General features: G+C 36.7%; 27 protein-coding genes and 3 pseudogenes. 13 read left to right on the top strand and 17 right to left on the bottom strand.

From position 1 onward, the window contains the following. The gene (locus L3081_RS06125; RefSeq protein ID WP_242284216.1) at positions 1–1,572 is read left to right on the top strand and encodes an MFS transporter; all 1,572 of its coding nucleotides are present in this window, start codon (positions 1–3) and stop codon (positions 1,570–1,572) included. 134 nt (positions 1,573–1,706) lie between these two features. Continuing rightward, positions 1,707–2,711 (top strand): LacI family DNA-binding transcriptional regulator, encoded by a 1,005-nt coding sequence (locus tag L3081_RS06120; protein ID WP_242284214.1) that lies wholly within the window; start codon positions 1,707–1,709, stop codon positions 2,709–2,711. 14 nt (positions 2,712–2,725) lie between these two features. Here the strand turns inward: L3081_RS06120 and L3081_RS06115 are convergent, their stop codons facing one another. From L3081_RS06115 to L3081_RS06090, 6 genes and pseudogenes are all read right to left on the bottom strand, one after another. Continuing rightward, on the bottom strand, positions 2,726–3,676 hold the full coding sequence (locus L3081_RS06115) for a DUF808 domain-containing protein (RefSeq protein ID WP_242284212.1): 951 nt from the start codon (positions 3,674–3,676) through the stop codon (positions 2,726–2,728). A gap of 179 nt (positions 3,677–3,855) precedes the next feature. Continuing rightward, a complete protein-coding gene (locus L3081_RS06110; RefSeq protein WP_242284210.1) occupies positions 3,856–4,011 on the bottom strand; it encodes a type II toxin-antitoxin system RelE/ParE family toxin in 156 nt (51 codons plus the stop codon). Further along, the gene (locus L3081_RS06105; protein ID WP_242284208.1) at positions 3,998–4,285 is read right to left on the bottom strand and encodes a type II toxin-antitoxin system ParD family antitoxin; all 288 of its coding nucleotides are present in this window, start codon (positions 4,283–4,285) and stop codon (positions 3,998–4,000) included. The genes L3081_RS06110 and L3081_RS06105 overlap by 14 nt, the downstream gene beginning before the upstream one ends. Positions 4,286–4,522: 237 nt before the next feature. Continuing rightward, a pseudogene (gene groL / locus L3081_RS06100) lies at positions 4,523–6,168 on the bottom strand (chaperonin GroEL). Positions 6,169–6,238: 70 nt separating this feature from the next. Further along, complete coding sequence (locus tag L3081_RS06095; RefSeq protein ID WP_242284206.1) at positions 6,239–6,529, bottom strand: co-chaperone GroES; 291 nt, start codon at positions 6,527–6,529, stop codon at positions 6,239–6,241. Between the two features lie 114 nt (positions 6,530–6,643). Then, positions 6,644–7,183 carry an FxsA family protein gene (locus L3081_RS06090; protein WP_242284204.1) on the bottom strand — a complete coding sequence of 180 codons (540 nt, stop codon included), beginning with the start codon at positions 7,181–7,183 and terminating at the stop codon, positions 6,644–6,646. Between the two features lie 141 nt (positions 7,184–7,324). Here L3081_RS06090 and cutA point away from each other — a divergent pair, with 141 nt between their 5' ends. Continuing rightward, the gene (gene cutA, locus L3081_RS06085) at positions 7,325–7,639 is read left to right on the top strand and encodes a divalent-cation tolerance protein CutA (protein WP_242284203.1); all 315 of its coding nucleotides are present in this window, start codon (positions 7,325–7,327) and stop codon (positions 7,637–7,639) included. 35 nt (positions 7,640–7,674) lie between these two features. Next, a pseudogene (locus tag L3081_RS28940) lies at positions 7,675–9,568 on the top strand (protein-disulfide reductase DsbD). A gap of 131 nt (positions 9,569–9,699) precedes the next feature. Here the strand turns inward: L3081_RS28940 and L3081_RS06075 are convergent. The 6 genes from L3081_RS06075 to L3081_RS06050 all read right to left on the bottom strand — a co-directional run bounded on the left by L3081_RS06075 (position 9,700) and on the right by L3081_RS06050 (position 15,917). Beyond that, on the bottom strand, positions 9,700–12,138 hold the full coding sequence (locus L3081_RS06075; RefSeq protein ID WP_242284201.1) for a bifunctional diguanylate cyclase/phosphodiesterase: 2,439 nt from the start codon (positions 12,136–12,138) through the stop codon (positions 9,700–9,702). A gap of 16 nt (positions 12,139–12,154) precedes the next feature. Continuing rightward, complete coding sequence (locus L3081_RS06070; protein ID WP_242284199.1) at positions 12,155–12,475, bottom strand: hypothetical protein; 321 nt, start codon at positions 12,473–12,475, stop codon at positions 12,155–12,157. 44 nt (positions 12,476–12,519) lie between these two features. Beyond that, a complete protein-coding gene (locus L3081_RS06065) occupies positions 12,520–13,380 on the bottom strand; it encodes a hypothetical protein (protein ID WP_242284198.1) in 861 nt (286 codons plus the stop codon). Continuing rightward, positions 13,358–13,642: a hypothetical protein gene (locus L3081_RS06060; RefSeq protein WP_242284197.1), complete on the bottom strand. Its 285-nt coding sequence runs from the start codon at positions 13,640–13,642 to the stop codon at positions 13,358–13,360. The genes L3081_RS06065 and L3081_RS06060 overlap by 23 nt, the downstream gene beginning before the upstream one ends. Positions 13,643–14,299: 657 nt before the next feature. Continuing rightward, a complete protein-coding gene (locus tag L3081_RS06055) occupies positions 14,300–15,526 on the bottom strand; it encodes a hypothetical protein (protein WP_242284196.1) in 1,227 nt (408 codons plus the stop codon). Further along, complete coding sequence (locus L3081_RS06050) at positions 15,504–15,917, bottom strand: substrate-binding domain-containing protein (RefSeq protein WP_274620339.1); 414 nt, start codon at positions 15,915–15,917, stop codon at positions 15,504–15,506. The genes L3081_RS06055 and L3081_RS06050 overlap by 23 nt, the downstream gene beginning before the upstream one ends. Positions 15,918–16,437: 520 nt before the next feature. On the opposite strand from L3081_RS06050, the gene aroQ reads away from it, so the two are divergent. The 4 genes and pseudogenes from aroQ (at position 16,438) to L3081_RS06030 (ending at position 19,093) form a co-directional block, all read left to right on the top strand. Next, positions 16,438–16,902 carry a type II 3-dehydroquinate dehydratase gene (aroQ, locus tag L3081_RS06045; RefSeq protein WP_242284195.1) on the top strand — a complete coding sequence of 155 codons (465 nt, stop codon included), beginning with the start codon at positions 16,438–16,440 and terminating at the stop codon, positions 16,900–16,902. An 89-nt stretch (positions 16,903–16,991) separates the two neighbouring features. Then, a pseudogene (accB, locus tag L3081_RS06040) lies at positions 16,992–17,434 on the top strand (acetyl-CoA carboxylase biotin carboxyl carrier protein). A gap of 23 nt (positions 17,435–17,457) precedes the next feature. After that, positions 17,458–18,804 (top strand): acetyl-CoA carboxylase biotin carboxylase subunit, encoded by a 1,347-nt coding sequence (gene accC, locus L3081_RS06035; RefSeq protein WP_242284194.1) that lies wholly within the window; start codon positions 17,458–17,460, stop codon positions 18,802–18,804. A gap of 118 nt (positions 18,805–18,922) precedes the next feature. Then, positions 18,923–19,093: an oxidoreductase-like domain-containing protein gene (locus L3081_RS06030; RefSeq protein ID WP_242284193.1), complete on the top strand. Its 171-nt coding sequence runs from the start codon at positions 18,923–18,925 to the stop codon at positions 19,091–19,093. 308 nt (positions 19,094–19,401) lie between these two features. On the opposite strand, the gene L3081_RS06025 is transcribed toward L3081_RS06030, so the two are convergent. Next, entirely contained in the window at positions 19,402–19,848 is a 447-nt protein-coding gene (locus tag L3081_RS06025) for a MarR family winged helix-turn-helix transcriptional regulator (protein ID WP_242284192.1), read from the bottom strand. A 117-nt stretch (positions 19,849–19,965) separates the two neighbouring features. On the opposite strand from L3081_RS06025, the gene hppD reads away from it, so the two are divergent. Genes hppD through L3081_RS06010 form a run of 3 tightly spaced genes read left to right on the top strand, consistent with a single transcriptional unit; the run spans position 19,966 to position 22,618 of the window. Then, positions 19,966–21,039: a 4-hydroxyphenylpyruvate dioxygenase gene (hppD, locus tag L3081_RS06020; protein WP_242284191.1), complete on the top strand. Its 1,074-nt coding sequence runs from the start codon at positions 19,966–19,968 to the stop codon at positions 21,037–21,039. Between the two features lie 11 nt (positions 21,040–21,050). Then, positions 21,051–21,611 (top strand): VOC family protein, encoded by a 561-nt coding sequence (locus L3081_RS06015; RefSeq protein WP_242284190.1) that lies wholly within the window; start codon positions 21,051–21,053, stop codon positions 21,609–21,611. Next, positions 21,611–22,618 carry a fumarylacetoacetate hydrolase family protein gene (locus L3081_RS06010; RefSeq protein ID WP_242284189.1) on the top strand — a complete coding sequence of 336 codons (1,008 nt, stop codon included), beginning with the start codon at positions 21,611–21,613 and terminating at the stop codon, positions 22,616–22,618. Before L3081_RS06015 ends, L3081_RS06010 begins: the two co-directional genes overlap by 1 nt. Before the next feature lie 204 nt (positions 22,619–22,822). On the opposite strand, the gene grxB is transcribed toward L3081_RS06010, so the two are convergent. The 3 genes from grxB to L3081_RS06000 form a co-directional block, all read right to left on the bottom strand. After that, complete coding sequence (gene grxB, locus L3081_RS06005; RefSeq protein ID WP_242284182.1) at positions 22,823–23,473, bottom strand: glutaredoxin 2; 651 nt, start codon at positions 23,471–23,473, stop codon at positions 22,823–22,825. A gap of 138 nt (positions 23,474–23,611) precedes the next feature. Then, the gene (locus L3081_RS28935) at positions 23,612–23,782 is read right to left on the bottom strand and encodes a DUF6436 domain-containing protein (RefSeq protein ID WP_420839699.1); all 171 of its coding nucleotides are present in this window, start codon (positions 23,780–23,782) and stop codon (positions 23,612–23,614) included. Positions 23,783–23,871: 89 nt separating this feature from the next. Then, positions 23,872–24,741: a DMT family transporter gene (locus tag L3081_RS06000; RefSeq protein ID WP_242284181.1), complete on the bottom strand. Its 870-nt coding sequence runs from the start codon at positions 24,739–24,741 to the stop codon at positions 23,872–23,874. Positions 24,742–25,140: 399 nt separating this feature from the next. Between L3081_RS06000 and L3081_RS05995 the strand changes: the two genes are divergently transcribed. Both L3081_RS05995 and L3081_RS05990 read left to right on the top strand, forming a co-directional pair. Then, positions 25,141–25,332, top strand: a complete 192-nt coding sequence (locus L3081_RS05995) for a hypothetical protein (RefSeq protein ID WP_242284179.1) — start codon at positions 25,141–25,143, stop codon at positions 25,330–25,332. A 186-nt stretch (positions 25,333–25,518) separates the two neighbouring features. Next, entirely contained in the window at positions 25,519–25,719 is a 201-nt protein-coding gene (locus tag L3081_RS05990; protein ID WP_242284177.1) for a hypothetical protein, read from the top strand. A 233-nt stretch (positions 25,720–25,952) separates the two neighbouring features. Here the strand turns inward: L3081_RS05990 and L3081_RS05985 are convergent, their stop codons facing one another. Continuing rightward, positions 25,953–26,192: a hypothetical protein gene (locus tag L3081_RS05985; protein ID WP_242284176.1), complete on the bottom strand. Its 240-nt coding sequence runs from the start codon at positions 26,190–26,192 to the stop codon at positions 25,953–25,955. Positions 26,193–26,316 lie beyond the last annotated feature (124 nt).

The raw sequence follows: 26,316 nt of genomic DNA, 5'->3' as shown, positions 1-26,316 counted from the left end.
ATGAATAAACTGCCTTTTTATGAAAAAGTGGGTTACGCCATGGGTGATGCTGCTGCCAATTTAGTATGGCGCGGCGCCTTAGCTTATTTAGCTGTTTTTTATACTGATACTTTTGGTTTAACTGCGGCAGCAGCGGCCATGCTGTTTTTAGTGGTACGTTTATCCGATGGGGTTACCGATATTATCATGGGAATGATAGCTGATAGAACCAATACACCTTGGGGTAAATTTCGGCCTTGGATATTATGGTCAACCCCTTTTTTAGCATTATTCATGGTACTTTGCTTTACAACGCCTGAGCTGAGTTATAGCAACAAACTCATTTACGCTTATATTACCTACATCGGCTTAACACTCGCTTATACGCTTAATAATGTGCCTTATTCAGCTTTAATGGGTGTGATAACCCCTTGTGATACTGAGCGTACTAGCTTATCTGGCTTTCGTTTTGCCGGGGCATTTGCAGGTGGTTTGTTAGTTATGGGCTTTTTACCCGATCTAGTCGCTTACTTTGGTCAGGGCGATGATGCTCAAGGCTACCAATACACTATGTATCTCTTTGCTGCTTTACTTACTGTACTCATGTTAATTACTTTCTTCACAACAAAAGAACGCGTTATTCCAACTATTGATGAAACAACTACATTAAAATCAGATCTTATCGATTTAAGTAAGAATTTGCCCTATATTATTTTACCTCTGTTAGCTGCCACATTATTCTTCTATTATCGCAATTTATATAGTGGAATATTTTTCTTTGCTGTAGTCTTTTTGATGTGGCTACTTATCAAACGATTAACAAATGTAGAAGTGAATCAAGAAAGTAATCAAAAGAACAATGCCATTAGTGGTACCCAACAAGATATGTTGGATTTACTCGCCAATAAACCTTGGTTAATACTATTGGGTATGGGGTTTTTAACCATGATGTTTAACGGCATTAAATATGGCGTTATTGCCTATTATTTCAAATACCAAGTAGGTGATGAGCTTATGGCAGGTAAGTATTTTATCGCCTTACTTTTAGTGTCTATTTTGGGAGCATTATGCACTGGTTATTTATCAAAAAAAATGGGAAAACCAACGCTATTTATCGTGTCATTATTATGTAGTGGTCTATTGACGGCCGCTTTCTATTGGATACCTTCTGGCAATATTTTGGGCATTTTCATCTTAGGATGCTCTGCCGAATTTTTTGCAGCCATGATGCCTACTTTATTCTTTAGTATGTTAGGAGATTCAGCAGATTATTCTGAATGGAAAAACGGTCGACGAGCTACCGGCTTGATATATTCAGCAGGAACTTTTGTGCAAAAAACTGGCGGTGGTTTTGTCGGTGCGCTTGTTTTAGTTGTACTAGCCAATTACGGCTATAACGGAATGGATAAAAGTACCATTGAAGGTGCATTACCCGGTATGCAATTACTCATGAGTTGGATTCCTGCTGCTTTTGCCTTTGCAGGTGCCGCACTTATGGTATTTTATCCACTATCAAGCCATAAGAATCAACAAATCAGTGCCGATTTAAACCAAAGGCGCTCATCAATAAGCGTAAAAGAACCATTATATTGAAAAATATTATTTAATTTTCATCCCACTGATAATCCGCTAGTTTAGCAAAACTAAATTATGATAAAATAGTGGTTTGTTTAGCGTTATTATCTATTAAAATAATGGAGTAACAGCTCGCACATTGTAGGATTAGCATGGCGACAATATATGAAGTATCAAGTTTGGCCGGTGTTTCACTAGCAACCGTGTCACGCGTAATTAATAACAATGCGCGTGTCAGTGATAAAACACGCCAAAAAGTTGAAAAAGCTATGAGTGAATTGGGCTACCGCCCTAATTCAATTGCACAGTCATTAGCATCAAATTGTACAAATAGTGTTGGTATTTTAGTTTCTGAATTACATGGCCCTTTCTTTGGCCAAATGATGGCCGGTATTGAAGCTGAGTTAAGAGCTGCAGGAAAACACGTTATTATTACCCCTGGGCATAGTGAAGAAGATAAAGAAAAAGAAGGAATTGATTTTCTAATCTCTCGTAATTGTGATGCCTTAATAATACATGTTGAAGGATTAACGGATGAGTATTTGATTGAGTTAAGTAAAGGTAAAACGCCTATTTACTTTATGAGCCGAATCATTCCAGACTTAAAAGAAAATTGTATTTATCTTGATAATGAACTAGGTGGCTACCTTGCAACAAAAGCCCTTATTGAGCATGGACACACCAATATCGCTTATATTGGTGGTCCTCAATTCAAACCTGATTCGCAAAACCGATTAACTGGGCATAAACGTGCCTTAGCAGAGCACAAAATACCTTTCAATGATACACTTTATGTTGAAGGGGATTTTAAAGAAACGGGAGGAAAAAAAGGTCTTAAACACTTTTTAAATGCCAAAACACCTTTTACTGCGCTAGTTTGTGCCAATGATGAAATGGCATCAGGAGCAATGACTTATGCCCGTGAACATGATTTTTCATTACCTAAAGATCTATCAATTATAGGTTTTGATAACATTATTTTCTCTCGTCACATCTACCCCAAACTCACCACGATAAATAATCCAGTTGACGAAATGGGGAAAATGGCAGCAAAATTAGTATTAAAAAATGTTTATCATCATAAAGATTTAATTATTAATCACTCCTTTGATCCTGCACTTATTGAACGAGATTCTATCGCTTATTTAGGAAAGTAATTTCTATACATAAATTATCTAGAGAATTTAATCGAATACTTCTTAATGATAAGTTCAATAAACACTAATAATGCCCCTAAGGTAAAACCAACAACCAGATCGATTGAAAGTGGGGTAATAGCAGAAAGTGCATTACCAATAATAGGGGTCTGAGCCGCAAATTCAGAGGCGGTTGCAATAAAAGTATGCAGGCTGTGCACACCATGAGTAATTAATGAACCACCCACTAACCACATTGCAATGGTGCCGGCAACAGCAAGAAACTTCATAAGTTTTGGGGCAAACCCTATCATAAAGCGGCCTATGACACGCTTGAACTTCCCCCCGATTGATAACGACTTATCTTTAATTAGTGCTAAACCGCCATCATCAATTTTCACTATACCTGCAACTAAACCGTATACACCAACAGTCATAACCACAGCAATAAAAGCTAAAACGGGAATTTGTGTTGTAATATCTTTATCTGAAATAGTACCTAGCGCAATAATGATGATTTCTGCCGATAAAATAAAATCAGTTCTAATTGCCCCATTTATTTTATCTTTTTCAAATTGCTGTAAATCAACCGTAGGATCTTGCAACGCAGCTTTCAATTGCTGCTTATGATGCTCAACCGCCGCCTTATCAGTAAAGTTATGCCATACTTTTTCAAAGCCTTCATAACACAAATAGGCTCCTCCAAGCATTAGTAATGGCATAATAACAATCGGTAGAAAATAGCTAAGCAATAAGGCGATAGGCACTAATATAGCTTTATTGATCATTGAACCTTTAAAAACAGCCCATACAACGGGTAACTCTCTATCAGCACGTATACCACCCGAAAGCTGCTCTGCATTTACCGCAAGATCATCACCGAGCACACCCGCTGTTTTTTTTGCTGCAACTTTAGATAATACCGCTATATCATCAAGTAGCATCGCGATATCATCGAGTAAGGTAAGTAAACTAGCGCCGGCCATAATGTGTCTGTAAAATAAGTAAAAGTATTGCTATCATCATAGTTTTTTCGATATTTATCAATAAGATTTATAAATATCGAAAAATTAGTTATGGAATTAGTAGACTTAATACTAATGACTTGGCCCAAATTACTTAATCCCGATAACGAAACGTATCGGGTTAACACTATAGATACCTATCATGTAATATCAGGAAATTGAGCAAGTTTTATTAAGGCGGCATCTATATTCTGTGCATACTCTTTTGCTTGCTCATTACCCCATGAACTCATTGTTGTTGAGATTATTTTATATAAATCTTCTTCTGCTAAGGGAGAAAGCCTATAGGTTGGCATTATCGCCCTTACTTTCAGACTGTTTATTTACGGAAAGAGAGGCTTGTTCAAATATATCCATAACACTGTGATTTGACAATTCGCCCGCAGCTAGCTGTTCAAAACCTTTAGCCACTTCTTCGCGTAATATTTCGAGCTGTTGATTTTTAGCTGCATCTTTTTCAAACAATAATCTCAACCCATCACGGATCACTTCACTCGCAGAGGTATATAAGCCTTCTGAGACTTTCTCTGTGATTCTTCTTTCGAATTCTTTACCCAAAGTAATATTCATAATTAACACTCCAACCATCTAACAATCATATCATGCGCATGATATGCGCATAATTCAAGTCTGGTTATTAATAAATAAAAAACCTGCCGAAGCAGGTTTTTTATTTAAAGCGTTAAGTAGCAAATGCTATTTATGCGCAGAGTAAATTGTCACTAACAAGGCGTTTAGAGCGACGCATAGTCTTTTCTATGCGAGCGAATAAACAACGACGTTAGAGGAAATTTAATCAAGCATAAATTACATCATGCCGCCCATACCACCCATACCGCCCATATCAGGCATAGCAGGAGCAGATGATTCTTTAACTGGTGAATCTGTGATCATACATTCAGTGGTTAACATTAAGCCGGAACAGAAGCGGCAAATTGTAATGCTGAACGCGTTACTTTCGTTGGATCTAGAATACCCATTTCTAACATATCACCGTAAGTGCTGTTACCAAGATTGTAACCATAGTTACCTGTACCACCATTACGTACTTCGTTTAACACAACAGAGGCTTCATCACCCGAGTTAGTGGCAATTTGACGTAAAGGAGCAGACATTGCACGAATAGCAACATTAATACCGTGTGTTTGATCTTCGTTGATACCTTCTAGGTCTTTAATCGCTTCAGCAGCGCGAACTAAGGCAACACCACCACCGGCAACAACACCTTCTTCAACTGCTGCACGAGTTGCATGTAATGCATCTTCAACGCGTGCTTTTTTCTCTTTCATTTCCATTTCAGTTGCTGCACCCACTTTAATTACTGCAACACCGCCCGCTAATTTAGCTAAGCGTTCTTGTAATTTTTCTTTGTCGTAATCTGAAGAAGACTCTTCAATTTGACCACGAATTTGTGCAACACGTGCTTGAATGTCAGCTTGCTCACCAATACCGTCAATAATCGTTGTATTGTCTTTAGAAATGATGACGCGTTTAGCTTGACCTAAATCTTCTAACGTTGCTTTTTCAAGCTCCATACCAATTTCTTCAGAAATAACCGTACCACCCGTAAGTGTCGCAACATCTTGTAGCATCGCTTTACGACGATCACCAAAGCCTGGCGCTTTAACCGCTGCCACTTTAACAATACCACGCATGTTGTTTACTACTAATGTCGCTAATGCTTCGCCTTCAACATCTTCAGCAATAATTAATAATGGTTTACCTGACTTAGCAACCCCTTCAAGTGTTGTAAGTAATTCGCGGATGTTAGAAATCTTCTTATCTACAAGTAGAATAAAAGGATTATCTAACTCAACCGTGCCGTTTTCTTGGCTGTTGATAAAGTAAGGTGATAAATAGCCACGGTCGAATTGCATACCTTCAACAACGTCTAACTCATCAATTAAAGCTTGACCTTCTTCAACGGTAATAACCCCTTCAGTGCCTACTTTTTCCATTGCTGTAGCAATAATTTTACCTACGGTTTCGTCAGAGTTAGCTGAGATTGTACCAACTTGTTCAATTGCTTTGTTATCAGTCACTGGCGTAGAGCTTGCTTTTAATGCTTCAACCGCAGCAATAACCGCTTTATCGATGCCACGTTTAAGATCCATTGGGTTCATACCCGCAGCAATTGATTTTAAACCTTCATTAACAATTGCTTGTGCTAAAACAGTTGCGGTTGTTGTACCGTCACCCGCTTCATCATTGGCTTTAGAAGCAACTTCCTTCACCATTTGTGCGCCCATGTTTTCGAATTTGTCTTCTAATTCGATTTCCTTTGCAACACTAACACCATCTTTAGTGATTGTTGGACCACCAAAAGATTTATCTAATACTACGTTACGACCTTTAGGGCCTAAGGTTACTTTTACAGCGTCTGCTAATATGTTTACGCCTTTAAGCATTTTAACTCGGGCGTCGTTACCAAATAATACGTCTTTTGCAGCCATGTTATTTTTTCCTATAGTTTTGTTAGATTTCGATGGAGCAAAGCTCTACATCACATTAAATTTGATTCTATTATTCTACAATAGCTAAAATATCTGATTCACTTAGAATAAGTACTTCTTCACCGTCGATTTTCTCAGTTTTAACGCCGTAGCCTTCAGAGAAAATAACTTGATCGCCAACTTTCACATCTAACGCACGTACTTCACCATTTTCTAAGATGCGACCATTACCAACGGCAACAACTTCACCACGTGTTGATTTTTCTGCAGCGCTACCGGTTAGCACAATGCCACCTGCTGATTTAGATTCAACTTCTTTACGTTTTACAATAACGCGATCATGTAATGGACGAATACTCATAAATTTTCTCCTGAGAGTTATTAGTTATAACAAATATGTTTGTGTGTAATTAAATGGGGCTAAAAAAACACTTCACAAGTCTTTATCGTATTTTTTTAATGATTTGTTTTGCGATTAATCTTTTCGTTGAAAATCACCTTCAATGGTTTCACCTTGATGATGGTGCTTTTCATGAGGAATCTCTTTAGGTTGAGTAAAAATATCCACCGTTTCTGCTTCATTTTCGTATACATGACCGTTTTTTTCACCGAAAGTAGACGAATGAAAATGCGCACCTGCACCAAAAGCACTTCCTTGACTAGTTTGTATATGTTTTTGCACTGATTGCGAAAGAGTATGACGTACAGCAGGTACAAGTAATAATAACCCAAAAATATCCGTAACAAAGCCAGGCGTAACCAACAAGACTCCTGCTACCAATAACATTAAACCTGTAACAATTTCACCCGATGGCATCTCACCCTGCGCCATTTTGCTTTGTACTGATTGCAACGTAGCTAAACCTTGTTGCCGCACATATTTTGCGCCCAACCACGCACTGACAATGACTATGGCAACCGTTGGCCAAGCGCCAATCAACTCTCCAACTTGCATTAATACGGTAATTTCAATAATGGGGATAATAATAAATAGTGCAAATAATAGGCGAAACATAAAGACTCCTGCTTTCTTTGTAAGATATATTGGGCTTAACGGGTCTTTTTCAAGCACTGAACATTTTTAACTCAATTATTACTGGTGTTGTTAAGTTTTTTTTAAGAGAATAAAGCTAAATTATTTATCTGTAGATGCGCTATGATATTTCAACTCGTCTTAACAACGTGCCCAACTGAGCAAGTAGCCAAAGTAATTGCTGAACATTTAATTAACGAAAAATTAGCTGCTTGTGTCAATATTTTACCAAATATAACCTCTATTTATTCTTGGCAAAATGAGGTGCAGTATGACAATGAAATTCAGCTGTTAATAAAAACAACGAGCAATAAATTTACTCAGATGAATGCTCGTATTAATGAACTACATCCTTATGATGTAGTAGAAGTGATTGCTTTGAACATCCGGCAAGGCGATAACCACTATTTAAACTGGATCCGTGAATATTTAAAGTAGACTTAATGAAAAAATCATCATCACTTTCAAGTTACCTGCAAACTGTACTTTTTGTTTCAGTTATCATACTCGGTTTTTTTCAATCAACTGCGAGCAAGGCGCAACAGTCTATTTTTGACACATCAAGCGCGTCATTATTTAGTAATGATGACGAATTCTTAAAAGTAGATCAGGCCTTTGTTTTTAACTTTGATCAAGAAAATAATAAACTAGATATTAGCTTTGATATTAGCGAAGGTTATTACCTCTATCGACATCAATTTAAAATCACTACTGATAATGCACAATTTTCACCTGTAAATTTACCTAAAGGCATAGATCATGAAGATGAGTTTTTTGGTGTTCAACAGATTTACACACAACATGTAAATTTTACCCTTGATATAGAAGCAGCTGCTGAAAATGATGTGATTACGGTACGTTATCAAGGCTGTGCTGATAAAGGTCTATGTTACCCACCTACTAAAAAAACAATATCGTTAACCCAAGTGCTTGGGCAAGTTAAAAGTGATAATGACACTGGGGCTATTTTATCTGCTTTAAAAAATGAACAAAGCGAAACGACGACAACAACTAATACGGCAACACCGCAAGCCAGTGAACAACATCAACTGGCTGAAATGTTAAAACAAGATAGCTTATTATTAACCTTAATCGCCTTTTTTGTCGGTGGCTTACTACTCTCTTTCACCCCGTGCGTTTTTCCAATGTATCCTATTTTAACAGGCATTATTGTCGGTGCAGGTAATCAGGGTGCAACACCTTTAACCACAAAAAAAGCTTTCACCTTATCTTTCTTTTACGTGCAAGGTATGGCGGTTACTTACACTTTATTAGGTATTGTTGTCGCCCTAGCAGGGGCGCAATTTCAAGCAATATTTCAACACCCTTATGTACTGATCGCATTAAGTATTTTATTTGTATTTTTAGCTTTATCAATGTTTGGTGTATTCAATTTAGCGCTACCGGCAAAAGTGGCAAAATAAACTAAATAACCTAAGTAACAAGCAAAAAGGCGGCTCTATTGCCGGTGTTGTAATGATGGGGGTTATTTCAGGATTAGTTGCATCACCTTGCACAACCGCACCGTTAACAGGTGCCTTATTGTATATTTCTCAAACAGGTGATGTGGTACTAGGAGCTTCAGCATTATATGCATTAAGTTTAGGTATGGGTCTTCCGCTATTAATTTTAGGTAGCTCAGGTGGAAAATTATTACCTAAAGCAGGCGCATGGATGAATATCATCAAAAACATCTTCGGTTTGTTGCTACTTGCTGTACCAATATTCTTATTAGAGCGTTTTATACCTGAACTGGCGAGTAAAGCTTTATGGGCACTGTTACTATTAGGTTCAGCAAGTTACCTTTATGTTGCGAATCAAGATACTGCAAAAAATGCTACAGCGAGTAAAATGAAAAGTTTCGGTTTTGGTTTGCGGTCATTACTCATTTTTTTAATGATGTTTTTTGGTGCAAACATGGTTTATCAACTCCTTATCGCTAACAATATTATTACCGACAGTAAACAGAATAATATTCAACAGATATCGGTTACTGAAACAAACCAACATTTTAAGCGTGTAACAACGCTAAAAGAATTACAATCGGCTATTGTTCAGGCCAACAGCCAAGGTAAAACTGTTATGTTAGATTTGTACGCCGACTGGTGTGTTGCTTGTAAAGAATTTGAGCAATACACCTTTCCTGATAAAAAGGTACAAGAGGCGCTTGCTAACGCTATTTTATTGCAGATAGATTTAACAGATACAGGAACAAAACAAAATGTTGAACTAATGGATTATTATAGTGTATTTGGTTTACCGTCTATTTTGTTTTTCGATTTACAGGGTAACGAACTAAGCCAACAACGAGTCACTGGCTTTATGGGAGCTGAAAAATTTAGTGCACATATTAACAGTATATTTTAATTGATAATGTGTTCATCAAGCATTAAAAACAAGAATTAAAAACACGGATTGTAATACAGTAGATATCGACAACATAACGTTATTTGGTGTATTAATGAGTTGTATGAACTCAATATAGTTACTCGATATAGTTACTCGCTTTTATCAACCTGTGTTTTCCAATACCCGTCATGAATGTGAGTTTTAATAAACTCAATTAATTCTATTTCGGGTATCGGTTTAGAAAAATAATAGCCTTGAATTATGTCACATTTGTTTTCTGTTAAACTTCGCAATTGCGCTGCCGTTTCAACACCTTCCGCGACAACCATTAAATCTAAATTTTTCACCATGGCTATTGTTGACATAATAATTTGATAGTCAGCGTGATTTTCCAACATACCGAACACAAAACTTTTATCAATTTTAATCACATCAATTGGCATTTTTTTGATGTAAGCTAACGATGAATACCCCGTACCAAAATCGTCAATAGCAAAACTAAACCCCATGGATTTCAGACTATCCATCATAGTAATAGTGTGATCAATGTCTTTTACTAACGTTTGCTCAGTAAGCTCTAATTCAAAAATATCCGCAGACAATGAAAACTTATCAAGTAAACTTTGTAAATAACTGGGTAAATTTACATCCACAAACTGCCCTGCTGATAAATTAATGGCAATTCTTATGTCAGCTAAATTTTGCTCCCTGATCATAATGGCCAACTCAAAACAGCGATGAATGATCCAATACCCTAATTCAATCATATGCTGAGAGTTTTCTAGGATAGGAATAAAATCTTCAGGTGAAATCATACCGCGTTCTGGATGATGCCAACGTAGCAAGGCTTCAAAGCCATAAATTTTCTTATCTTCAGCCCGTAATTGTGGCTGTAAACTTAAACTGAATTGCTGTTTAGCAAGCGCTTGACGCACCTCACCTTCAAGCATCACTCGATGAGCAACCCGCTGATACATTTCTTGGTGATAAACATGGAATTGACTACCACCGTTATCTTTAGCTTCGTACATGGCTATATCAGCATGAGAAATCAAATCTTCTGCATGCTCATCACAAGACTCGGTGTAAGAAATGCCTATACTAGTAGAAACATAAAAAATACTAGTACCTAACCTTATCGGTTCTTTAAATTGCGTTAATAATTGGTCTGCAACGGTCACCGCTTCATTTACAGACTTCAAATTCCCCAAAATAACCACAAATTCATCACCACCAAAGCGACAGGCTAAATCAATTTTACCAACACTTAAACGTACACGTTCAGCAGCTTGAATAAGTAACTTATCTCCTTCAGTATGACCATTACTATCGTTTACCTTTTTGAAATCATCTAAGTCTAAAAATAAAACCGCAACACCACCAGGGTAACGACGAATATTTGCAATAGATTTACGTAATTGATAATTCAACATATTACGATTAGGTAACCCGGTTAGAAGATCATACATTGCAATATTTTCTAACTCTTTCGTTTTTTGCTCAACCTCTATATTCAGTTGCTCTAATTCATAACTCAGTTCTAAAGCCGAGTGTGTTAATACGTCTAACTCATCAGAGAATAATAAAGGTCGCTTCAATCTGACTTCCCGAAATTGATCAAACTTTTTATTTGCCAACAACGGCAACGCACCAGATAAACGTAATAACCGGTTAGTAAATGGACGAGCAACTAAATAAACAAACAGACCTAAAATAAAGAATATGCCACTAAGAGAGATTAAAAATTGTTGTATGTAATGCGCATTTTTTTCTTCAAATGAGGTGACATCATCAATTAAAGATAAATAAAACTCTCGATCGCTACTTTGTGCCAGTGGTAATAAATTAACCAAATAACTATAATTATCTAAATCAATAAGCAGACCTTTAGCAAGCACTCGCGCTAAATTAGTTTCTTTATTGGCATCAAGCAGCGCATGTGCAAGTTCCATGTTTGATGCTGAGACAATGTTTGTTTCAAGCACGGCATTGCTCCCGCCTAATGGAAAGCTAATCACAGCTACTTCACTATTAAGCGATGTATTGATTGCATAAAGCATATCAACAAGACTTGCACTCATCGTAATAACTAACACATTTCCTTGATTATTGAGCAAAGGAACACTTAATAAAAACTGACATTGTTGCTGACATTGTATTTGATGATTAGGACGTTGATGCTTTAATACTTGATCAACATTATTTTCTACTGCTGATGGCATAATAGACGTTACAAACAATGGTTTTTTATTTGCATCAACTAACCAAACATTCTCAACATTTAAATTAAATTGCAATCCATCAAATTGATTCGCAAGCTGATCAGCAAAGATAGTGACATCTTTTTGCTGTGAAAATTTTGTAATTTCAGCAAAAGACTCAAGCCAAACATTTAATTTTGAACGTAAAATATCACTGTGCAAAGCAAATTGAGCTTCTCCTTGAGACAAGGTTTCTTGGTGATATTTTTTATACTCCTCTTGGAGACGAGATAAAGACAATGCCGAAAAGCCTAGCGCTAAAAGTAGTAATGTTGAAAATATCAACAGCAATAATTTTGTTGGAACACTTATGAATCTTTTTGACATGATTAATGTTCCCTATTTAAAACCAATACATTAATTGCATAGCCCATAGCTGCCAATTTTTGTTATCATTTACTTCAGGATCGGGTAAAACAACCGGTGTAAGCCTGCCTGCCCCCTGAAACCAGTGGTATTCAAATCTCATCCTAAAATTACTAGAAAAATCATACGACAAACCAACAGTTGTATCATGATGATACCCAAAGTAAGCAGGAATCGATCCGTTACTCTCTTGTTCCATTTTTGTACCATCTTTATCATTTTTATCGCGAGCGAAAGTCTCATACCGTGTTAGTAAGGTTAGTTCATTATTTACTTTATATCGAGACTGTATATACAAACGATGACTGACTGGATTTCTTATATCATTTGGAGTAAAAAAACCTATGGTAGTAAATTTACTCTTATGAAATTCACCACTAAATTCCCACCTTTCTCCTTCATATAAAGCATTGATGCTAGTAGTTTGAAAAGAAAACCCCCATCGAAAAAGCGGTCTTGTTCTATATTAGTATGATAAGTAAAATCAGAATCTAAGTAAGAGGCCCCAAATCGCCAAGGTGAAAATGACGGCTGCCAATAAAAACTGGCTTGAACTTCAAAATCTTGCTTAACAGTCCCTTTAGCTTCCTTACTTAAAATAATATCAGCTTGTTTATCCGAAATAGGATTAGAGCCATAACTAAAATTAAAATCAAAATTGCCATAATCATCATCACTTCGGCTAATTTTAAAGGCGGCACCGTCAGCGCCCACGGCTATATCTCTAAAACCATCAAAATAAATAGATTGTGGTAAAATAATACTCGGACGTGCAAAAGGAACATCTCGAGAACTAGAATACAACCAATGGTTATTTTTAAAACGACCTAAGTAAATATTTGTGCGCCAATTGGCGTTTCTATAAGCTAACCAATCGATTAGTGCATAGTCAATGCGTGCCCCTTCGGCATAACGATTCCCACCATTCAAGTAAACAACCTGTCCGGCCAAACGCAAATTTGAACTCAGCTGATACGAGCCATTAATACCCAACTCAGTTAATTCTGTGGATATACCACCGTCATCATTAATAAAATTACTACCGTCAACATCAATTAACCCCTGAGCTATAAAACCATGATAATGAAGTTTTTCCTCTGTTGCTTGACTATTGAATGCGATAATAGGTAATGATGATCCTAATAAGCAAAGAAAATTTACAAACCACTTTTGAATCATTTTATTTTTCAATTTGAATAACATTTACTGCCTCCACATCCTTGGCACTTTCAATATAACCAATTGCCCCTGGGGTATTCCTTATCGCGTTTATTAGTTCTTCTGGTGTATTTACGGTAATTGGTGCAACACCTAAACCAGAATAAGTTAGTTTATTCCAAATACGATCAAGTTGATAAGGAAACATTTGTAATTGATCTTTAGTAAAACGTAGATGAAGGCTGTGTTGCCGGGGTAAAACATAGGCCGTGATTCGAAGACCATCAGACCACTGGATTTGTCGCATAGTATATATACGCCGCAATTGCGAAGTGGTGAGTTTCGACTCTTTAACAGACGGATGTACAATTATTTCAACCGCATAAGCTTTTAAAACAGTACAACCGAAATATATTAATAAACATAAATAAGTAAATGTTTTGATAATACAGTCCTTTAAAACCTAACAATAATTAACACATATATTGTTTAAGCATTTACCAATTACTAGTGGGGGTAACAAGTATTGTATTTTTTGCTGATCAGCCAAAACACATATCTTATTGATAAAATTAACAATATCAGGTTTACTCTATTTAATACAACTTTTCATATGAAACTACTAACAAAAATCTGCGTATCAGAAAAATTCTGTAATTTGTACTTTAAAATGAGTAATAAACCTTATTTTTGCTCATCATTCTCTTATTTTTATCATCTCCTTAAACATGTAATTCTTTTAAAAACAATAAATTAAAATATTCTAATTAAAACCTAGTGTAGTAAATAATTAAAAAAAAAACCACCTTTAAAATCAATTTGAGAGATTGGACCAGTATCGTGCTGCTATATTCTTCGAAAACGCAGCAATCATCGCCGATATGACAAATACACCTCTTATAATAATACCTTTACTGTATTCATTGTATTCAACCAGAGGTTAACGTAATTGCGACACTTTGCCTTAAAACCAATACATCAATTGCATAGCCCATAATTGCCAGTTTTTGCTGTCATTAACTTCCGGATCGGGTAACACAACCGGTGTAAGCCTACCAGTACCTTGAAACCAATGATATTCAAACCTTAACCTAATATTACTAGAAAAATCATAGGATAAACCAATAGTAGTATCTTTTTGATAACCAAAATAAGCAGGTGTTGCACCGTTTGTGTTTTGTTCTAATTTTTTGCCGTCTTTGTCATTTTTATCATTATAAAAATTCTCATACCGTGCTAGTAAGGTTAATTCTTTGTTTACCTTATATCGAGTCTGTAAATACATACCTTGGCCAATAGGCTTACTAATTAATTCTGGTTGATAAAACCCCTCCGTACTGAATAACTCTTGAAAAATTTCACCACTAAACTCCCAACGCTCGCCTTCGTACAGAGCATTTATCGTGTAAAATCGAAACGTAATATCACCATCAAAGAACCGATCACTTGCTTTGTTTTCCTGATATTTGAATACAGAATCTAAATAGGAAGCTCCAAATCGCCAGGATGAAAAAATTGGTTGCCAATAAAGGCTAAATTGCACATCAGAATCTTGTTTAAAAGTACCTTTTGCATCTGTGCTTAAAATGATATCAGACTGCTTATCAGATATTGGTGATGTACCGTAACTAAAATTAAAGTCAAAATTGCCATAATCATCATCACTTCGTCTAATTTTAAAGGCGATGCCGTCAGCACCCACGGCGATATCTCTAAAACCATCAAAATAGATAGACTGCGGTAAAATAATACTTGGTCGTGCAAAAGGAATATCCCTAGAACTAGAATGCAACCAATGGTTATTTTTAAAACGCCCAAGAAACAAATTTGCTTGCCAGTTTGCACCTTTATACAACGACCAATCCAATAGAGCATAATCCACTCTAAGCCCTTCTGCAAAACGATTGCCACCATTCAAGTAAACAATCTGTCCGGCCAGGCGTAAATCTGAACTTAACTGAAACGAGCCATTAAGACCCAACTCAGTTAACTCCGTCGATGCATCCCCTTTACTATTGACAAAATCACTACCATTAACATCAATCAGCCCTTGAGCGACAAAACCATGGTAGTGAAGTTTTTTCTCTGCTGCTTCACTATTGATAGCAAAAAACCACAACAATACTCCAAATAGAGAAAGTAAATTTATCATTTGTTTGGCAACCATCTTATTTTTTAATTTGAATAACATTTACTGTCTCCACATTCTTAGCACTTTCAACATAACCAATTGCCCCTGGCGTATTCCTTATCGCGTTTATTAGCTCTTCTGGTGTATTCACAGTAATGGGTGCAACACCTAAACCAGAATATGTTAGCTTATTCCATATACGATCAAGCTGATAAGGAAACATTTGTAATCGATCTTTAGTAAAACGTAAATGAAGACTGTGCTGCCGAGGTAAAACATAAGCAGTAATTCGAAGACCATCAGACCACTGTGTTTGTCGCATAGTATATATACGCCGCAATTGCGAAATGGTGAGTTTCAACTCTTTAACAGACGGATGTACAATTATTTCAACCGCATAAGCCTTTGAAAAAATACAACCGAAATATATTAATAAACATAAATGCGTCAATGTTTTGATAATACAGTCCTTTAAAATCTAACAATAATTAACACATATATTGCTTAAGCATTTACCAACAATTAATGGGGGGAATTATGGCTGATTAGCCAAAACGCATAGCTTATTGATAATAATTAACAATATCAGGTTTACCCAAATTAATACAACGTTTCATTTATATTAATTAACACAAGCCGACGTATCAAAAAGGTCTTTCTTTTATCCCTTTAAAATAGATAGAAATCCTACTTCTATTCTTCTTTCTTTAACCTTTATACTATTCACTAATATAGAACTCTTTAAAAAACAATATATTAAAAAGTCACTTCTCAAATCTAGTGTAGTTAATAATTTCAATAAAAACATCTTAAAAGTGAACAAAAGAGATTAGACCAGTATTTTGCTGCTATATTCTGCGAAAACACTATAATATTCGCCAATAATAAAAAAAGTAACTTTTTTATTCACAACATTATTTTTTTATGTAATCATTGTTACTAGTCACACTTTATAGGTATTTTTGACGAAAATGAGCACAAAGTTTGAAATTTTAATGTTAAATGGTCCAAATCTAAACATGTTAGGTAAACGTGAACCTGAAATTTATGGTGCACAAACATTAGATGAAATAGTAGCCTTATTAACAACACAAGCTAATGAACAAGCAATTAAGCTTTCTCATTTACAATCAAATGCTGAGCATCTACTTATTGAAGCAATTCATCAAGCTTACCAAAAAGTTGATTTCATAATAATTAACCCAACAGCATTTACGCACACAAGTGTCGCTATCCGAGACGCTTTATTGTCAGTAGCTATACCTTTTATCGAAGTTCACTTATCTAATGTCCATGCAAGAGAAGAATTTAGACACCACTCTTATTTTTCTGATATTGCAAAGGGTGTTATTTGCGGTTTGGGAACAGAGGGCTACAGCTTTGCGCTGCAATCTGCTCACACATGGCTTAAAAAAAACAAATCGAAAACAATATAACAATCTATATTGTTATTTAACAACATAATAGTTAGTAATCAATAACTAACATCATATAAATAAACGTAAAATAGAAATAAGGTAACGTAATGGATATTCGTAAGATAAAAAAACTTATCGAGTTAGTAGAAGAATCAGGTATTAATGAATTAGAAATATCTGAAGGTGAAGAATCAGTACGTATAAGCCGTGGTGTGCCTGCAGCAGCGGCACCTATGATGCAAGCACCGGAATGGCTGCGCCTGTGGCAGCACCTGTAGCGGCAGCTCCCGTAAAAGAAGCAGCCCCCGTAGTTACTGGTCACATAGTTCGTTCACCTATGGTTGGTACTTTCTATGCCTCAGCTTCACCAGAAGCTCCCACTTTTGCCGATGTTGGTCAACACGTCAATGCAGGTGATACCTTATGTATTATTGAAGCCATGAAAATGATGAATCAGATAGAAGCTGATAAGTCAGGGGTTATCAAAGAGATTTTAGCACAAAATGAAGACGCTATTGAATTTGATCAACCGCTATTCATCATTGAATAAGCCCAACCAAAAAGGGTCATTCCATGTTAGATAAAGTTGTTATCGCCAACCGTGGCGAAATTGCCTTAAGAATACTTCGTGCTTGTAAAGAGCTTGGTATTAAAACTGTTGCTGTCTATTCTACTGCTGATAAAAACCTTAAGCATGTATTATTAGCAGATGAAACCATTTGTATCGGTAAAGCGCCCGCGCCAGACAGCTACCTAAATATCCCAACCATTATTACCGCAGCCGAAATTACTAATGCTGTAGCAATTCACCCTGGGTATGGTTTTTTAGCTGAAAATGCTGACTTTGCCGAACAAGTAGAAAAATCTGGTTTTGCCTTTATTGGCCCTAAAGCTGAAAGTATCCGTTTGATGGGAGATAAAGTCTCTGCCATTAATGCAATGAAAGCTGCAGGCGTACCTTGTGTTCCCGGTTCTGATGGTCCGTTAAATGACGATGACGTTTTAAATAAAGCACATGCAAAACGTATTGGTTACCCCGTAATCATAAAAGCTGCCGGTGGTGGTGGTGGTCGAGGTATGCGTGTTGTTCGTACTGAAGAAGAATTAATTGAAGCCATTCAATTAACCAAACGTGAAGCAGGCACTATTTTCAAAAATGATATGGTTTACATGGAAAAATTCCTTGAAAATCCACGCCATGTTGAAATTCAAATTATTGCTGATGGTCAAGGCTCGGCTATCCACTTAGGTGAAAGAGATTGCTCAATGCAACGACGTCATCAAAAAGTGGTAGAGGAAGCTCCTGCCCCGGGTATCACGCCTGAAATGCGCGCTAAAATCGGTGAACGATGCTGTAATGCGTGTATTGAAATTAATTACCGCGGTGTCGGTACCTTTGAATTCTTATATGAGAATGGCGAGTTCTACTTTATTGAAATGAATACGCGTATTCAAGTAGAGCATCCCGTTACTGAAATGATCACGGGTGTTGATTTAATTAAAGAACAGCTTCGTATCGCTGCGGGTCAACCATTATCATATACTCAAGAAGATATTAAAATATCTGGTCACTCGATTGAATGTAGAATCAATGCCGAAGACCCACGTACTTTTGTTCCTTCTCCGGGTAAAATTACACGTTTCCATCCGCCTGGTGGTTTAGGTGTGCGTTGGGATTCTCATATTTATGCTGACTATGTTGTACCACCTAATTACGACTCGATGATTGGGAAGTTAATCACTTGGGGTGATAACCGTGATGTTGCTATTGCCCGTATGCGTAATGCGCTTTCCGAGCTAGTGATAGATGGCATTAAAACCAATATTACCTTGCACCAAAAAATATTACATGATCAAGGTTTTGTGAATGGCGGTGCTAACATTCACTACTTAGAGAAAAAGCTAGGTGACTTTGAATAGAAATTTATTTTAAAGTGATACTAATCAAAAGCCCTACATCTGCAGGGCTTTTTTTTTCATCCTCATTTAAGGTAAACTAACAACCAATACCTTGCTTCCGCATGATTACGAGACATATATGACTGAACAATTAGAAAAACCCATCCCACCCGCTGATGATGACTGCTGCGGTGGCGGTGCGTGTAATCCATGTGTGTGGGATCACTATTATGCTGAATTACAAAAATGGCGTATTCTACAAGCTAAAATAAAAGAGCAAGAACAAGAACAAGAACAAGAGCCAAAATAATATGATGAAGTGTTATGAAGTGAAATATCCCCAGTAGATACTTGCTCTCGCTTCCATGTCAGGATCTACATCAATCGCAGTCACAATATTCTCAGAAAGGGTTCTGAATCGATACTGTGTCAGATATTTCTGTATATTAAAACGCACATTTCTCATCTTTTCAGTGCTTGTGTACTCACCCGTACCGGGTTTAGACATTATCAATTTAAAAGTCTAGTAGCTCTATCAGACCTAACCTTCTTAGTTGAGTAAAGCGACAGTTCTTTTTTAAAAATTTTCGTACAATTTTCCTTACACCCATATTGTAGTTAAATTGAAGTGTTATCTAGTTTACTTAACAATTTTAGCAAGTCTTGCTTATCCTTTAAGGTCAAGTTAGCAATCATTAATTTTTCATGCTCTAACGCAATAGGAATAAGTTGTTGATACATTCCAACCCCATGTTTTGTTAAGGCCAACACATGACTACGTTGATCTTTTTTATCTAAATGCTTTACCAATAAGCCTTTTTCAATCAGCCTCTTAACTGCTCTGGAAACAGCCACTTTGTCCATTGCAATGCGATTTGTGAGAGCAACTGAGGATAAATGCGCCTCTTCACCAAGAGCCGCTAATATGCGCCACTCATGCACATTTATCCCAAAGCGCTCGCTATATTTAGAGGCTAGTGATTGAGAAATACGGTTTGATAAAACCGACAAACGATATGGTAAAAATTGTTGTAAAGTTAAAGTGCCAGTTTCGGTACCTAACATGATCAACACCTCTATTGTAATTAGTTTCACTTGCAACTAAAGTAAGTACATATGAAGCTATATTAGCATATTAATCAACACGAACAATGCCTGAAGGCTTTGAATTTAGGAGATATAATGACTGACTTATTTGAAAACCCAATGGGCCTAGATGGCTTTGAATTTGTAGAATTTACCGCGCCAACACGTGGTATTTTAGAACCCGTATTTGCAAGTATGGGCTTTGCGTTAGTCGCTAAGCATAAATCAAAGCAAGTAGAATTATGGCGTCAAGGTGATATCAATTTAATCACTAACTACGAGCCCAAAAGCCATGCAGCGTATTATGCAGAAGAACATGGACCATCAGCTTGTGGCATGGCATTCCGTGTTAAAAATGCGCAATTAGCCTATCAAAAAGCGCTAGAAAAAGGTGCTCAACCCGTCATCATTGAAACAGGTCCAATGGAATTACGTTTACCTGCAATTAAAGGTATTGGTGGTGCAACCTTATATTTAATTGACCGCTATGAAGGTACAAACACTATCTATGATATCGATTTTGACTGGCTTGAGGGGGTTGACCGTTATCCTGAAGGTTGTGGTTTCCATACGTTAGACCATTTAACTCATAATGTTTATCGCGGCCGTATGGCTTACTGGGCTAAATATTATGAAAACTTATTTAACTTCCGTGAAATTCGATACTTTGATATTAAAGGTGAATACACAGGTTTAACCTCAAAAGCAATGACCGCACCCGACGGTAAAATTCGTATACCTTTAAATGAAGAGTCGAGTGGCGGTGGTCAAATTGAAGAATATTTGATGAAGTACAACGGCGAAGGTATTCAGCATATTGCTTTTGCCTGTGACGATATTGTTGCTTGGGATAGACTTAAAAAGCAAGGTGTGAAGTTTATGACTCCACCACCTAATACGTACTACGACATGCTAGAAGATCGTCTACCGGGTCATGGCGAACCCATTGATCAACTACAAGCACGTGGCATATTGGTTGACGGTACAACGGATGGTGAAAAACCGCGTCTATTATTACAAATTTTCTCCGATACCTTACTCGGCCCTGTATTTTTTGAATTTATTCAACGTAAAGATGACGAAGGTTTTGGCGAAGGTAACTTTAAAGCATTATTTGAATCAATTGAACGCGATCAAGTTGAACGCGGTGTGATTGGTAATACTAAATAGGAGGTTGAATTATGGCTATTAAACGCATTCATCATGTAGCTTATCGCTGCAATGATGCAAAAGAAACCGTTGAATTTTACCGTGATATGTTAGGAATGGATTTTCAATTAGCCATTGCTGAAAATGAAGTGCCATCAACCAAAGCACCTGATCCTTACATGCATGTTTTTTTAGATGCCGGTCAGGGTAATGTATTGGCGTTCTTTGAATTACCTAACGCACCTAAAATGGGTCGTGATATTAACACGCCTGAATGGGTACAACATATTGCCTTTGAAGTAGAATCTATGGATGAGTTATTAACAGCCAAAGCCAAACTGGAAGATGCCGGCATTGATGTATTAGGTCCGGTAAATCATACTATCTTTGAGTCAATTTACTTCTTTGATCCCAATGGTCATCGTATGGAGCTTGCCGCACAAACAGCAAAACCAGGTATGATGGAAGAATTAAAACGTGTTGCTCCTCTAATGTTAGATGAATGGGCAATAACTAAGAAAGCGCCTGATCATGCAGCATGGTTGCATAATGGCGCCAATTTTGATGAACACAGTTTTTTAGGTGATAAATAATGAAATTAGCAAGTATTAAAGCAGGCCGCGATGGTCAATTACACGTAGTAAACAGCGCGTTAACCAAAATGGTGAGTGCTACTGATATAGCGCCAACAATGCAAGCTGCCTTAGATAATTGGGCAACGACTGAAGTAAAACTCGAAGCGCTATTTGATCAATTAGAGTCCGGAGAAATTGAAGGTATTGAGTTTGATCAAACAGCCTGTCATTCACCACTACCTCGAGCATATCAATGGGCAGACGGTAGTGCTTATGTGAATCATGTAGAACTGGTACGTAAAGCACGTAACGCCGAAATGCCCGCAACATTTTGGACAGATCCCTTAATGTACCAAGGCGGTTCAGATGCATTTTTAGCCCCGCATTCGCCAATATCTATGCCACAAACTGAAGGTTTCGGTATTGATTTTGAAGCAGAAATCGCTGTAATTACTGGTGATGTTCCTATGGGTGTTAATGCTGAAGATGCCCTTAACTATATAAACCTAGTGATGATAGTTAATGACGTATCATTACGTGGTTTAATTCCAGGCGAATTAGCTAAAGGCTTTGGTTTCTTCCAATCTAAACCTTCAAGCGCATTTAGCCCGGTGTGTGTAACACCAAAAGAGTTAGGTTCAGCCTGGAGTAACGGTAAATTAGCTTTACCTTTATGTTCACGTTACAACAACGAATTATTTGGTAACCCCAATGCAGGTATCGATATGACTTTCCATTTTGGTCAGTTAATCGCACATGCAGCTAAAACGCGTCCACTAACATCTGGTACCGTCATTGGCTCAGGCACTGTTTCTAATAAATTAAACGACGGTCCTGGTAAGCCTGTAGCTGAAGGTGGTGTTGGTTATAGCTGTATCGCTGAAATTCGTATGATTGAAACCATTGAAAACGGCAAGCCGAACACACCATTTATGAGTTTTGGTGATAACATTCAAATTGAAATGTTCAATGATGATGGCCAGTCTATTTTTGGTCAAATCAACCAAGATGTTGTGCAAAGCTAATCGGTGAAAGCCTAAATTGAAATTTATTTTAATTTAGGCTTTCATTAGAGTCTGTTAATCTTTTACGGTTAAAATTTGTTCGATATAAAAGCGTTTTAATCGCGGCGAGTAGTGTGTAGCCTAGTCATTCTAAGCAAATACTGCTCAACAAAGAATAAAACGCTTTGGCTATTAACTACCTATTTACCATCATCGGAAATAATTTTACTGTGCTATGTTGTAAAAAAGAGGGATACCACTCTCAGCCGAAAAATAATCAATATAGGCACGTATTTTTTCAGGAATAATTAAATCTTTAATAAGTGTAATGGCACGTAAGCGTCCAAACAAGTCGACGTCATCTATACTCAACTGCTCGTTTACATGCGCTTCACTATTTAACATTGCGGCTAATAGTATTAATTCTGCTTCTAATTCTTTGATCAACACATCACTGTTGGCTAATGCTTCAGAAAATGAGCCTAGCTCTTTGCTTTTTTTGTTCGTAAAATAATCAATGGCACTTTGTGTTTTAAATTCTTCTACCGAAGACGTAACCCAACGTGGATACAATAGTTTTTTAAATAAAGTATTAACCTTTTCTAACCACGTATTTAAGTCTTCTCGGTTTGCTGAAGGCCCAAAGATAGGCGATCCATCTAGTTGGTCAACATAATGGACAATATCCATGCTTTCGCCCATAAAACTACCATCAGTTTTTTGTAAAATAGGGCATGCTTTTATACCGATCATAGCAATAGGCGTAGCTTCGTCGTCATTTGATAACACAGATATGTCTACGGGTATATTCTTCATGCCGAATGGCATACGGGCTCTAACACAATAAGGGCAGTGGTCATAAATAAATAAACGCATAGTCGACTCTCATATAAAAGTATAATTCAAAGCGCTATGCATTGATTATAATGGGCTTAGGATTTTTCGTGTGAACAGTTATCACATCAGTCAAACGCTATATTATCATACTCCTTTTATAGCAAAAGCATTTTCAGCTCAGAAATTATGGTGGCAATAATAGCCCTTAGCATCACTAATAATTAAATTAGAGTTATAGCCTTGAGCGTAATTTTGCAATACAGAGCAAACATAACCATTCAACACGGAACAGCTAAGTCCAATAGAATAAGACCCCAAATAGAATACTAAATTTATCGCAAGCACCATCGTAAAACATGCCGAATATTTTAAAAAGCCATAGATATTCTCGCAGAAAATTTTCTAATTATTTTTTAAATTTTTCCGTCGTAAATAAATTACTTTAACATTGCCCCGCTTCTATTAATCACTATAGCAAACAAGATAAAACTAAACCCCATCACCTTATTTAAGGACATTTGCTCACCTAGCCACCACATACTTAACAACATCGTCCATACGGGTTCTAATATCATAATAATCGCTGCATTCTCTGTGCTAGTACCTTTTTGGCCTAATGTTTGTATTACATAACGGAAACTCGTTGCCACTAATACACTCAAGGTAAACCAAACCCAAGTTACATCAGGAACGTTGCTTGGCCATACTTCAAAAAAAGCTGAAGCAACCAACCCTATCAACCCCGTACAAAAAGGCCGGATAGTTGTTAATAACAACACAGGAATTCGTTGGGCATAACGACTATTAAAATTAAAGTGAACAGCCAACAACATCGCAGAAACTAAAAACCATAACTGGCCACTCGATTGATGCCATTCCCGGCCAAGGGATAATAAAATCAAGCCAATAACAGCAAAAGGTAATGAATACCAAAAGGTGTTTGTGGGTTTATCACCAAATAAAGCCCATGCAACTAACGGAACAAATAACATGGATAAACTCATAATAAATCCCCCCTCACCCAATGTATCACTCACCGATACGGCATAGACCCATAGCAATAAAGCGCTTCCCATTAAAGCCCCGACACAAAATGCTTTAAAAAGATCAATGGAGTCAACCCGGCTAAAATAACGATAACAAAAGGGTAATAAGCAAATTGACGCCAATAAAAACCTTAAACCAATAAAGCCAAAAATGGGTAAATACGCAATGGCTTCTTTAGAAAATATCCGACCAGATGCTGCAATTAAAGTAGCAACAACTAACAAAAGCGCTGCATACTTATGAGGAATATGTGACCGCATTAAATACTGACACCTACTGTTAAAATATTCATCCGGCGACGCCATCAATAAAAAGGTTAAGGCCAAAAAGAAATAAAAAGGAGTAACAAAGCCTGTATACCATACTTTGATTTATACTACGTAGTAAATTAATTCAGTTTAGCTGTAATAATCGATATATACGACAAAAGAAGTGGTGGCCCCTCAGTGACTTGAACACTGGACCTACCGAGTATGAGTTTGAATTTCCCCTTATTATTTGTAATGCATGGTCATTAACACTTGTTAACCAAGCAGTAGAACACGTTACTATGACGAAGCTATTGAAGGGCTTATTGTCGATGTTAGCCCTAATCATGTTATATCGTTTAGAGTATATAAGTTGTATCTACCACTAGCCAAGCTCAAGCAGATTTGGCAATGAGAGTTATGAGAGCGATATTTAACTTTGCTAAATATGAATACCGTGGCAACGAAAACGAAATAATTTATAAAGACAACCCTGTTAAAATTTTAAGCCACCTACGTTTGAATGTTGGAACCTATACCATTAAGCGATTACTTAATCATAAAACTAAAAGGGATGATGTTACCGCCGATATACTGTATTGACACCAGAATAGCTTAGAAAGCCTGCTCAAGCTATAGAGGATGAAATCCTAATTCAAGCAGGACTGAAACAACAAAAAGTTGGCGTTATAGAGCAAATAAATAATTTGTTAGCCGGCCTTTCAGAGGTAGAAAAGCACAAAGTGTTGTTGCAAATATCCGACCACTAAATTTTTCCGTATGTACTGAATGACAGCCAAAAAGTCATGTTTATCGTTAATTATTATATCTATACCCGCTTCACTTGAAGATGCAGGATTCAGTGAGTTAGAAACGCCTTTAGGCAAGGCATTGATTGTAGAGAATGGTTATTCAGGAGAATATGCTCCTGCATTCTCTAATAAACTACATCCTTGTAGCGTCCTTCTCAAAATCAATAACGCAGCATAAAGCGTTTCTAAACCGACCCTTGGGGAAGGCTGAGCAAATCATACCCGGCGTTACATTTCTTTTTAAGGGAACAACCCTTAATAAAAAAATGTGCCTTGGTTATGAATCGCTCAGACTTCCTGAAACGAGCATCTTCAAGTGGAACGGGTATATATGTTTACAGCATCGACACAAGAGTTTTTAATGTCGATATTTTGTGTTTTTATAAACATGAAAGCTTTAATCAAGATATTTTACAAATTTAACTTTGGCAAATTATTTCTAAACGCATCTCGTATACGTGTAATATCACATTCATCATTAACCAAATCATAAGGAATAACATTTAATCGTAAGCCTTTTTTTCGCTTTACATAAATGAATAGATTATCTGTTAGTTTGTGTTCATAGGCATAAATAGGGTGGCTACTTTTAGCACTTTCTTCTTTACATATACCTTTTAAAACTTCATGTATTTGTTCTGAATTCAACATCAATAAGCCTCTTGAAAATTCCCATCTCTTACTAACTATGTGCTTGTAGAATAACTTCAAACTTTGGTTTTTTACTATTTTCTATAATATTTTTATTGTTAATGTATTTACAAAATGTACGTTA

Source organism: Colwellia maritima (assembly GCF_022669015.1).
Lineage (GTDB): Bacteria > Pseudomonadota > Gammaproteobacteria > Enterobacterales > Alteromonadaceae > Colwellia > Colwellia maritima.
Note: the sequence above shows the minus strand (reverse complement) of the source record. Positions and strands in the feature narration are given on the sequence as shown.

Excerpts from the sequence above, each read along its gene's own strand:
- L3081_RS06125 (WP_242284216.1), top strand. The coding sequence starts at position 1 with ATGAATAAACTGCCTTTTTATGAAAAAGTGGGTTACGCCATGGGTGAT.
- L3081_RS06120 (WP_242284214.1), top strand. The coding sequence starts at position 1,707 with ATGGCGACAATATATGAAGTATCAAGTTTGGCCGGTGTTTCACTAGCA.
- L3081_RS06115 (WP_242284212.1), bottom strand. The coding sequence starts at position 3,676 with ATGGCCGGCGCTAGTTTACTTACCTTACTCGATGATATCGCGATGCTA.
- L3081_RS06110 (WP_242284210.1), bottom strand. The coding sequence starts at position 4,011 with ATGCCAACCTATAGGCTTTCTCCCTTAGCAGAAGAAGATTTATATAAA.
- L3081_RS06105 (WP_242284208.1), bottom strand. The coding sequence starts at position 4,285 with ATGAATATTACTTTGGGTAAAGAATTCGAAAGAAGAATCACAGAGAAA.
- L3081_RS06095 (WP_242284206.1), bottom strand. The coding sequence starts at position 6,529 with ATGAGTATTCGTCCATTACATGATCGCGTTATTGTAAAACGTAAAGAA.
- L3081_RS06090 (WP_242284204.1), bottom strand. The coding sequence starts at position 7,183 with ATGTTTCGCCTATTATTTGCACTATTTATTATTATCCCCATTATTGAA.
- cutA (WP_242284203.1), top strand. The coding sequence starts at position 7,325 with ATGATATTTCAACTCGTCTTAACAACGTGCCCAACTGAGCAAGTAGCC.
- L3081_RS06075 (WP_242284201.1), bottom strand. The coding sequence starts at position 12,138 with ATGTCAAAAAGATTCATAAGTGTTCCAACAAAATTATTGCTGTTGATA.
- L3081_RS06065 (WP_242284198.1), bottom strand. The coding sequence starts at position 13,380 with ATGTTATTCAAATTGAAAAATAAAATGATTCAAAAGTGGTTTGTAAAT.
- L3081_RS06060 (WP_242284197.1), bottom strand. The coding sequence starts at position 13,642 with ATGCGACAAATCCAGTGGTCTGATGGTCTTCGAATCACGGCCTATGTT.
- L3081_RS06055 (WP_242284196.1), bottom strand. The coding sequence starts at position 15,526 with ATGTTATTCAAATTAAAAAATAAGATGGTTGCCAAACAAATGATAAAT.
- aroQ (WP_242284195.1), top strand. The coding sequence starts at position 16,438 with ATGAGCACAAAGTTTGAAATTTTAATGTTAAATGGTCCAAATCTAAAC.
- accC (WP_242284194.1), top strand. The coding sequence starts at position 17,458 with ATGTTAGATAAAGTTGTTATCGCCAACCGTGGCGAAATTGCCTTAAGA.
- L3081_RS06030 (WP_242284193.1), top strand. The coding sequence starts at position 18,923 with ATGACTGAACAATTAGAAAAACCCATCCCACCCGCTGATGATGACTGC.
- L3081_RS06025 (WP_242284192.1), bottom strand. The coding sequence starts at position 19,848 with ATGTTAGGTACCGAAACTGGCACTTTAACTTTACAACAATTTTTACCA.
- hppD (WP_242284191.1), top strand. The coding sequence starts at position 19,966 with ATGACTGACTTATTTGAAAACCCAATGGGCCTAGATGGCTTTGAATTT.
- L3081_RS06015 (WP_242284190.1), top strand. The coding sequence starts at position 21,051 with ATGGCTATTAAACGCATTCATCATGTAGCTTATCGCTGCAATGATGCA.
- L3081_RS06010 (WP_242284189.1), top strand. The coding sequence starts at position 21,611 with ATGAAATTAGCAAGTATTAAAGCAGGCCGCGATGGTCAATTACACGTA.
- grxB (WP_242284182.1), bottom strand. The coding sequence starts at position 23,473 with ATGCGTTTATTTATTTATGACCACTGCCCTTATTGTGTTAGAGCCCGT.
- L3081_RS28935 (WP_420839699.1), bottom strand. The coding sequence starts at position 23,782 with ATGGTGCTTGCGATAAATTTAGTATTCTATTTGGGGTCTTATTCTATT.
- L3081_RS06000 (WP_242284181.1), bottom strand. The coding sequence starts at position 24,741 with ATGCGGTCACATATTCCTCATAAGTATGCAGCGCTTTTGTTAGTTGTT.
- L3081_RS05995 (WP_242284179.1), top strand. The coding sequence starts at position 25,141 with ATGAGAGTTATGAGAGCGATATTTAACTTTGCTAAATATGAATACCGT.
- L3081_RS05990 (WP_242284177.1), top strand. The coding sequence starts at position 25,519 with ATGACAGCCAAAAAGTCATGTTTATCGTTAATTATTATATCTATACCC.
- L3081_RS05985 (WP_242284176.1), bottom strand. The coding sequence starts at position 26,192 with ATGTTGAATTCAGAACAAATACATGAAGTTTTAAAAGGTATATGTAAA.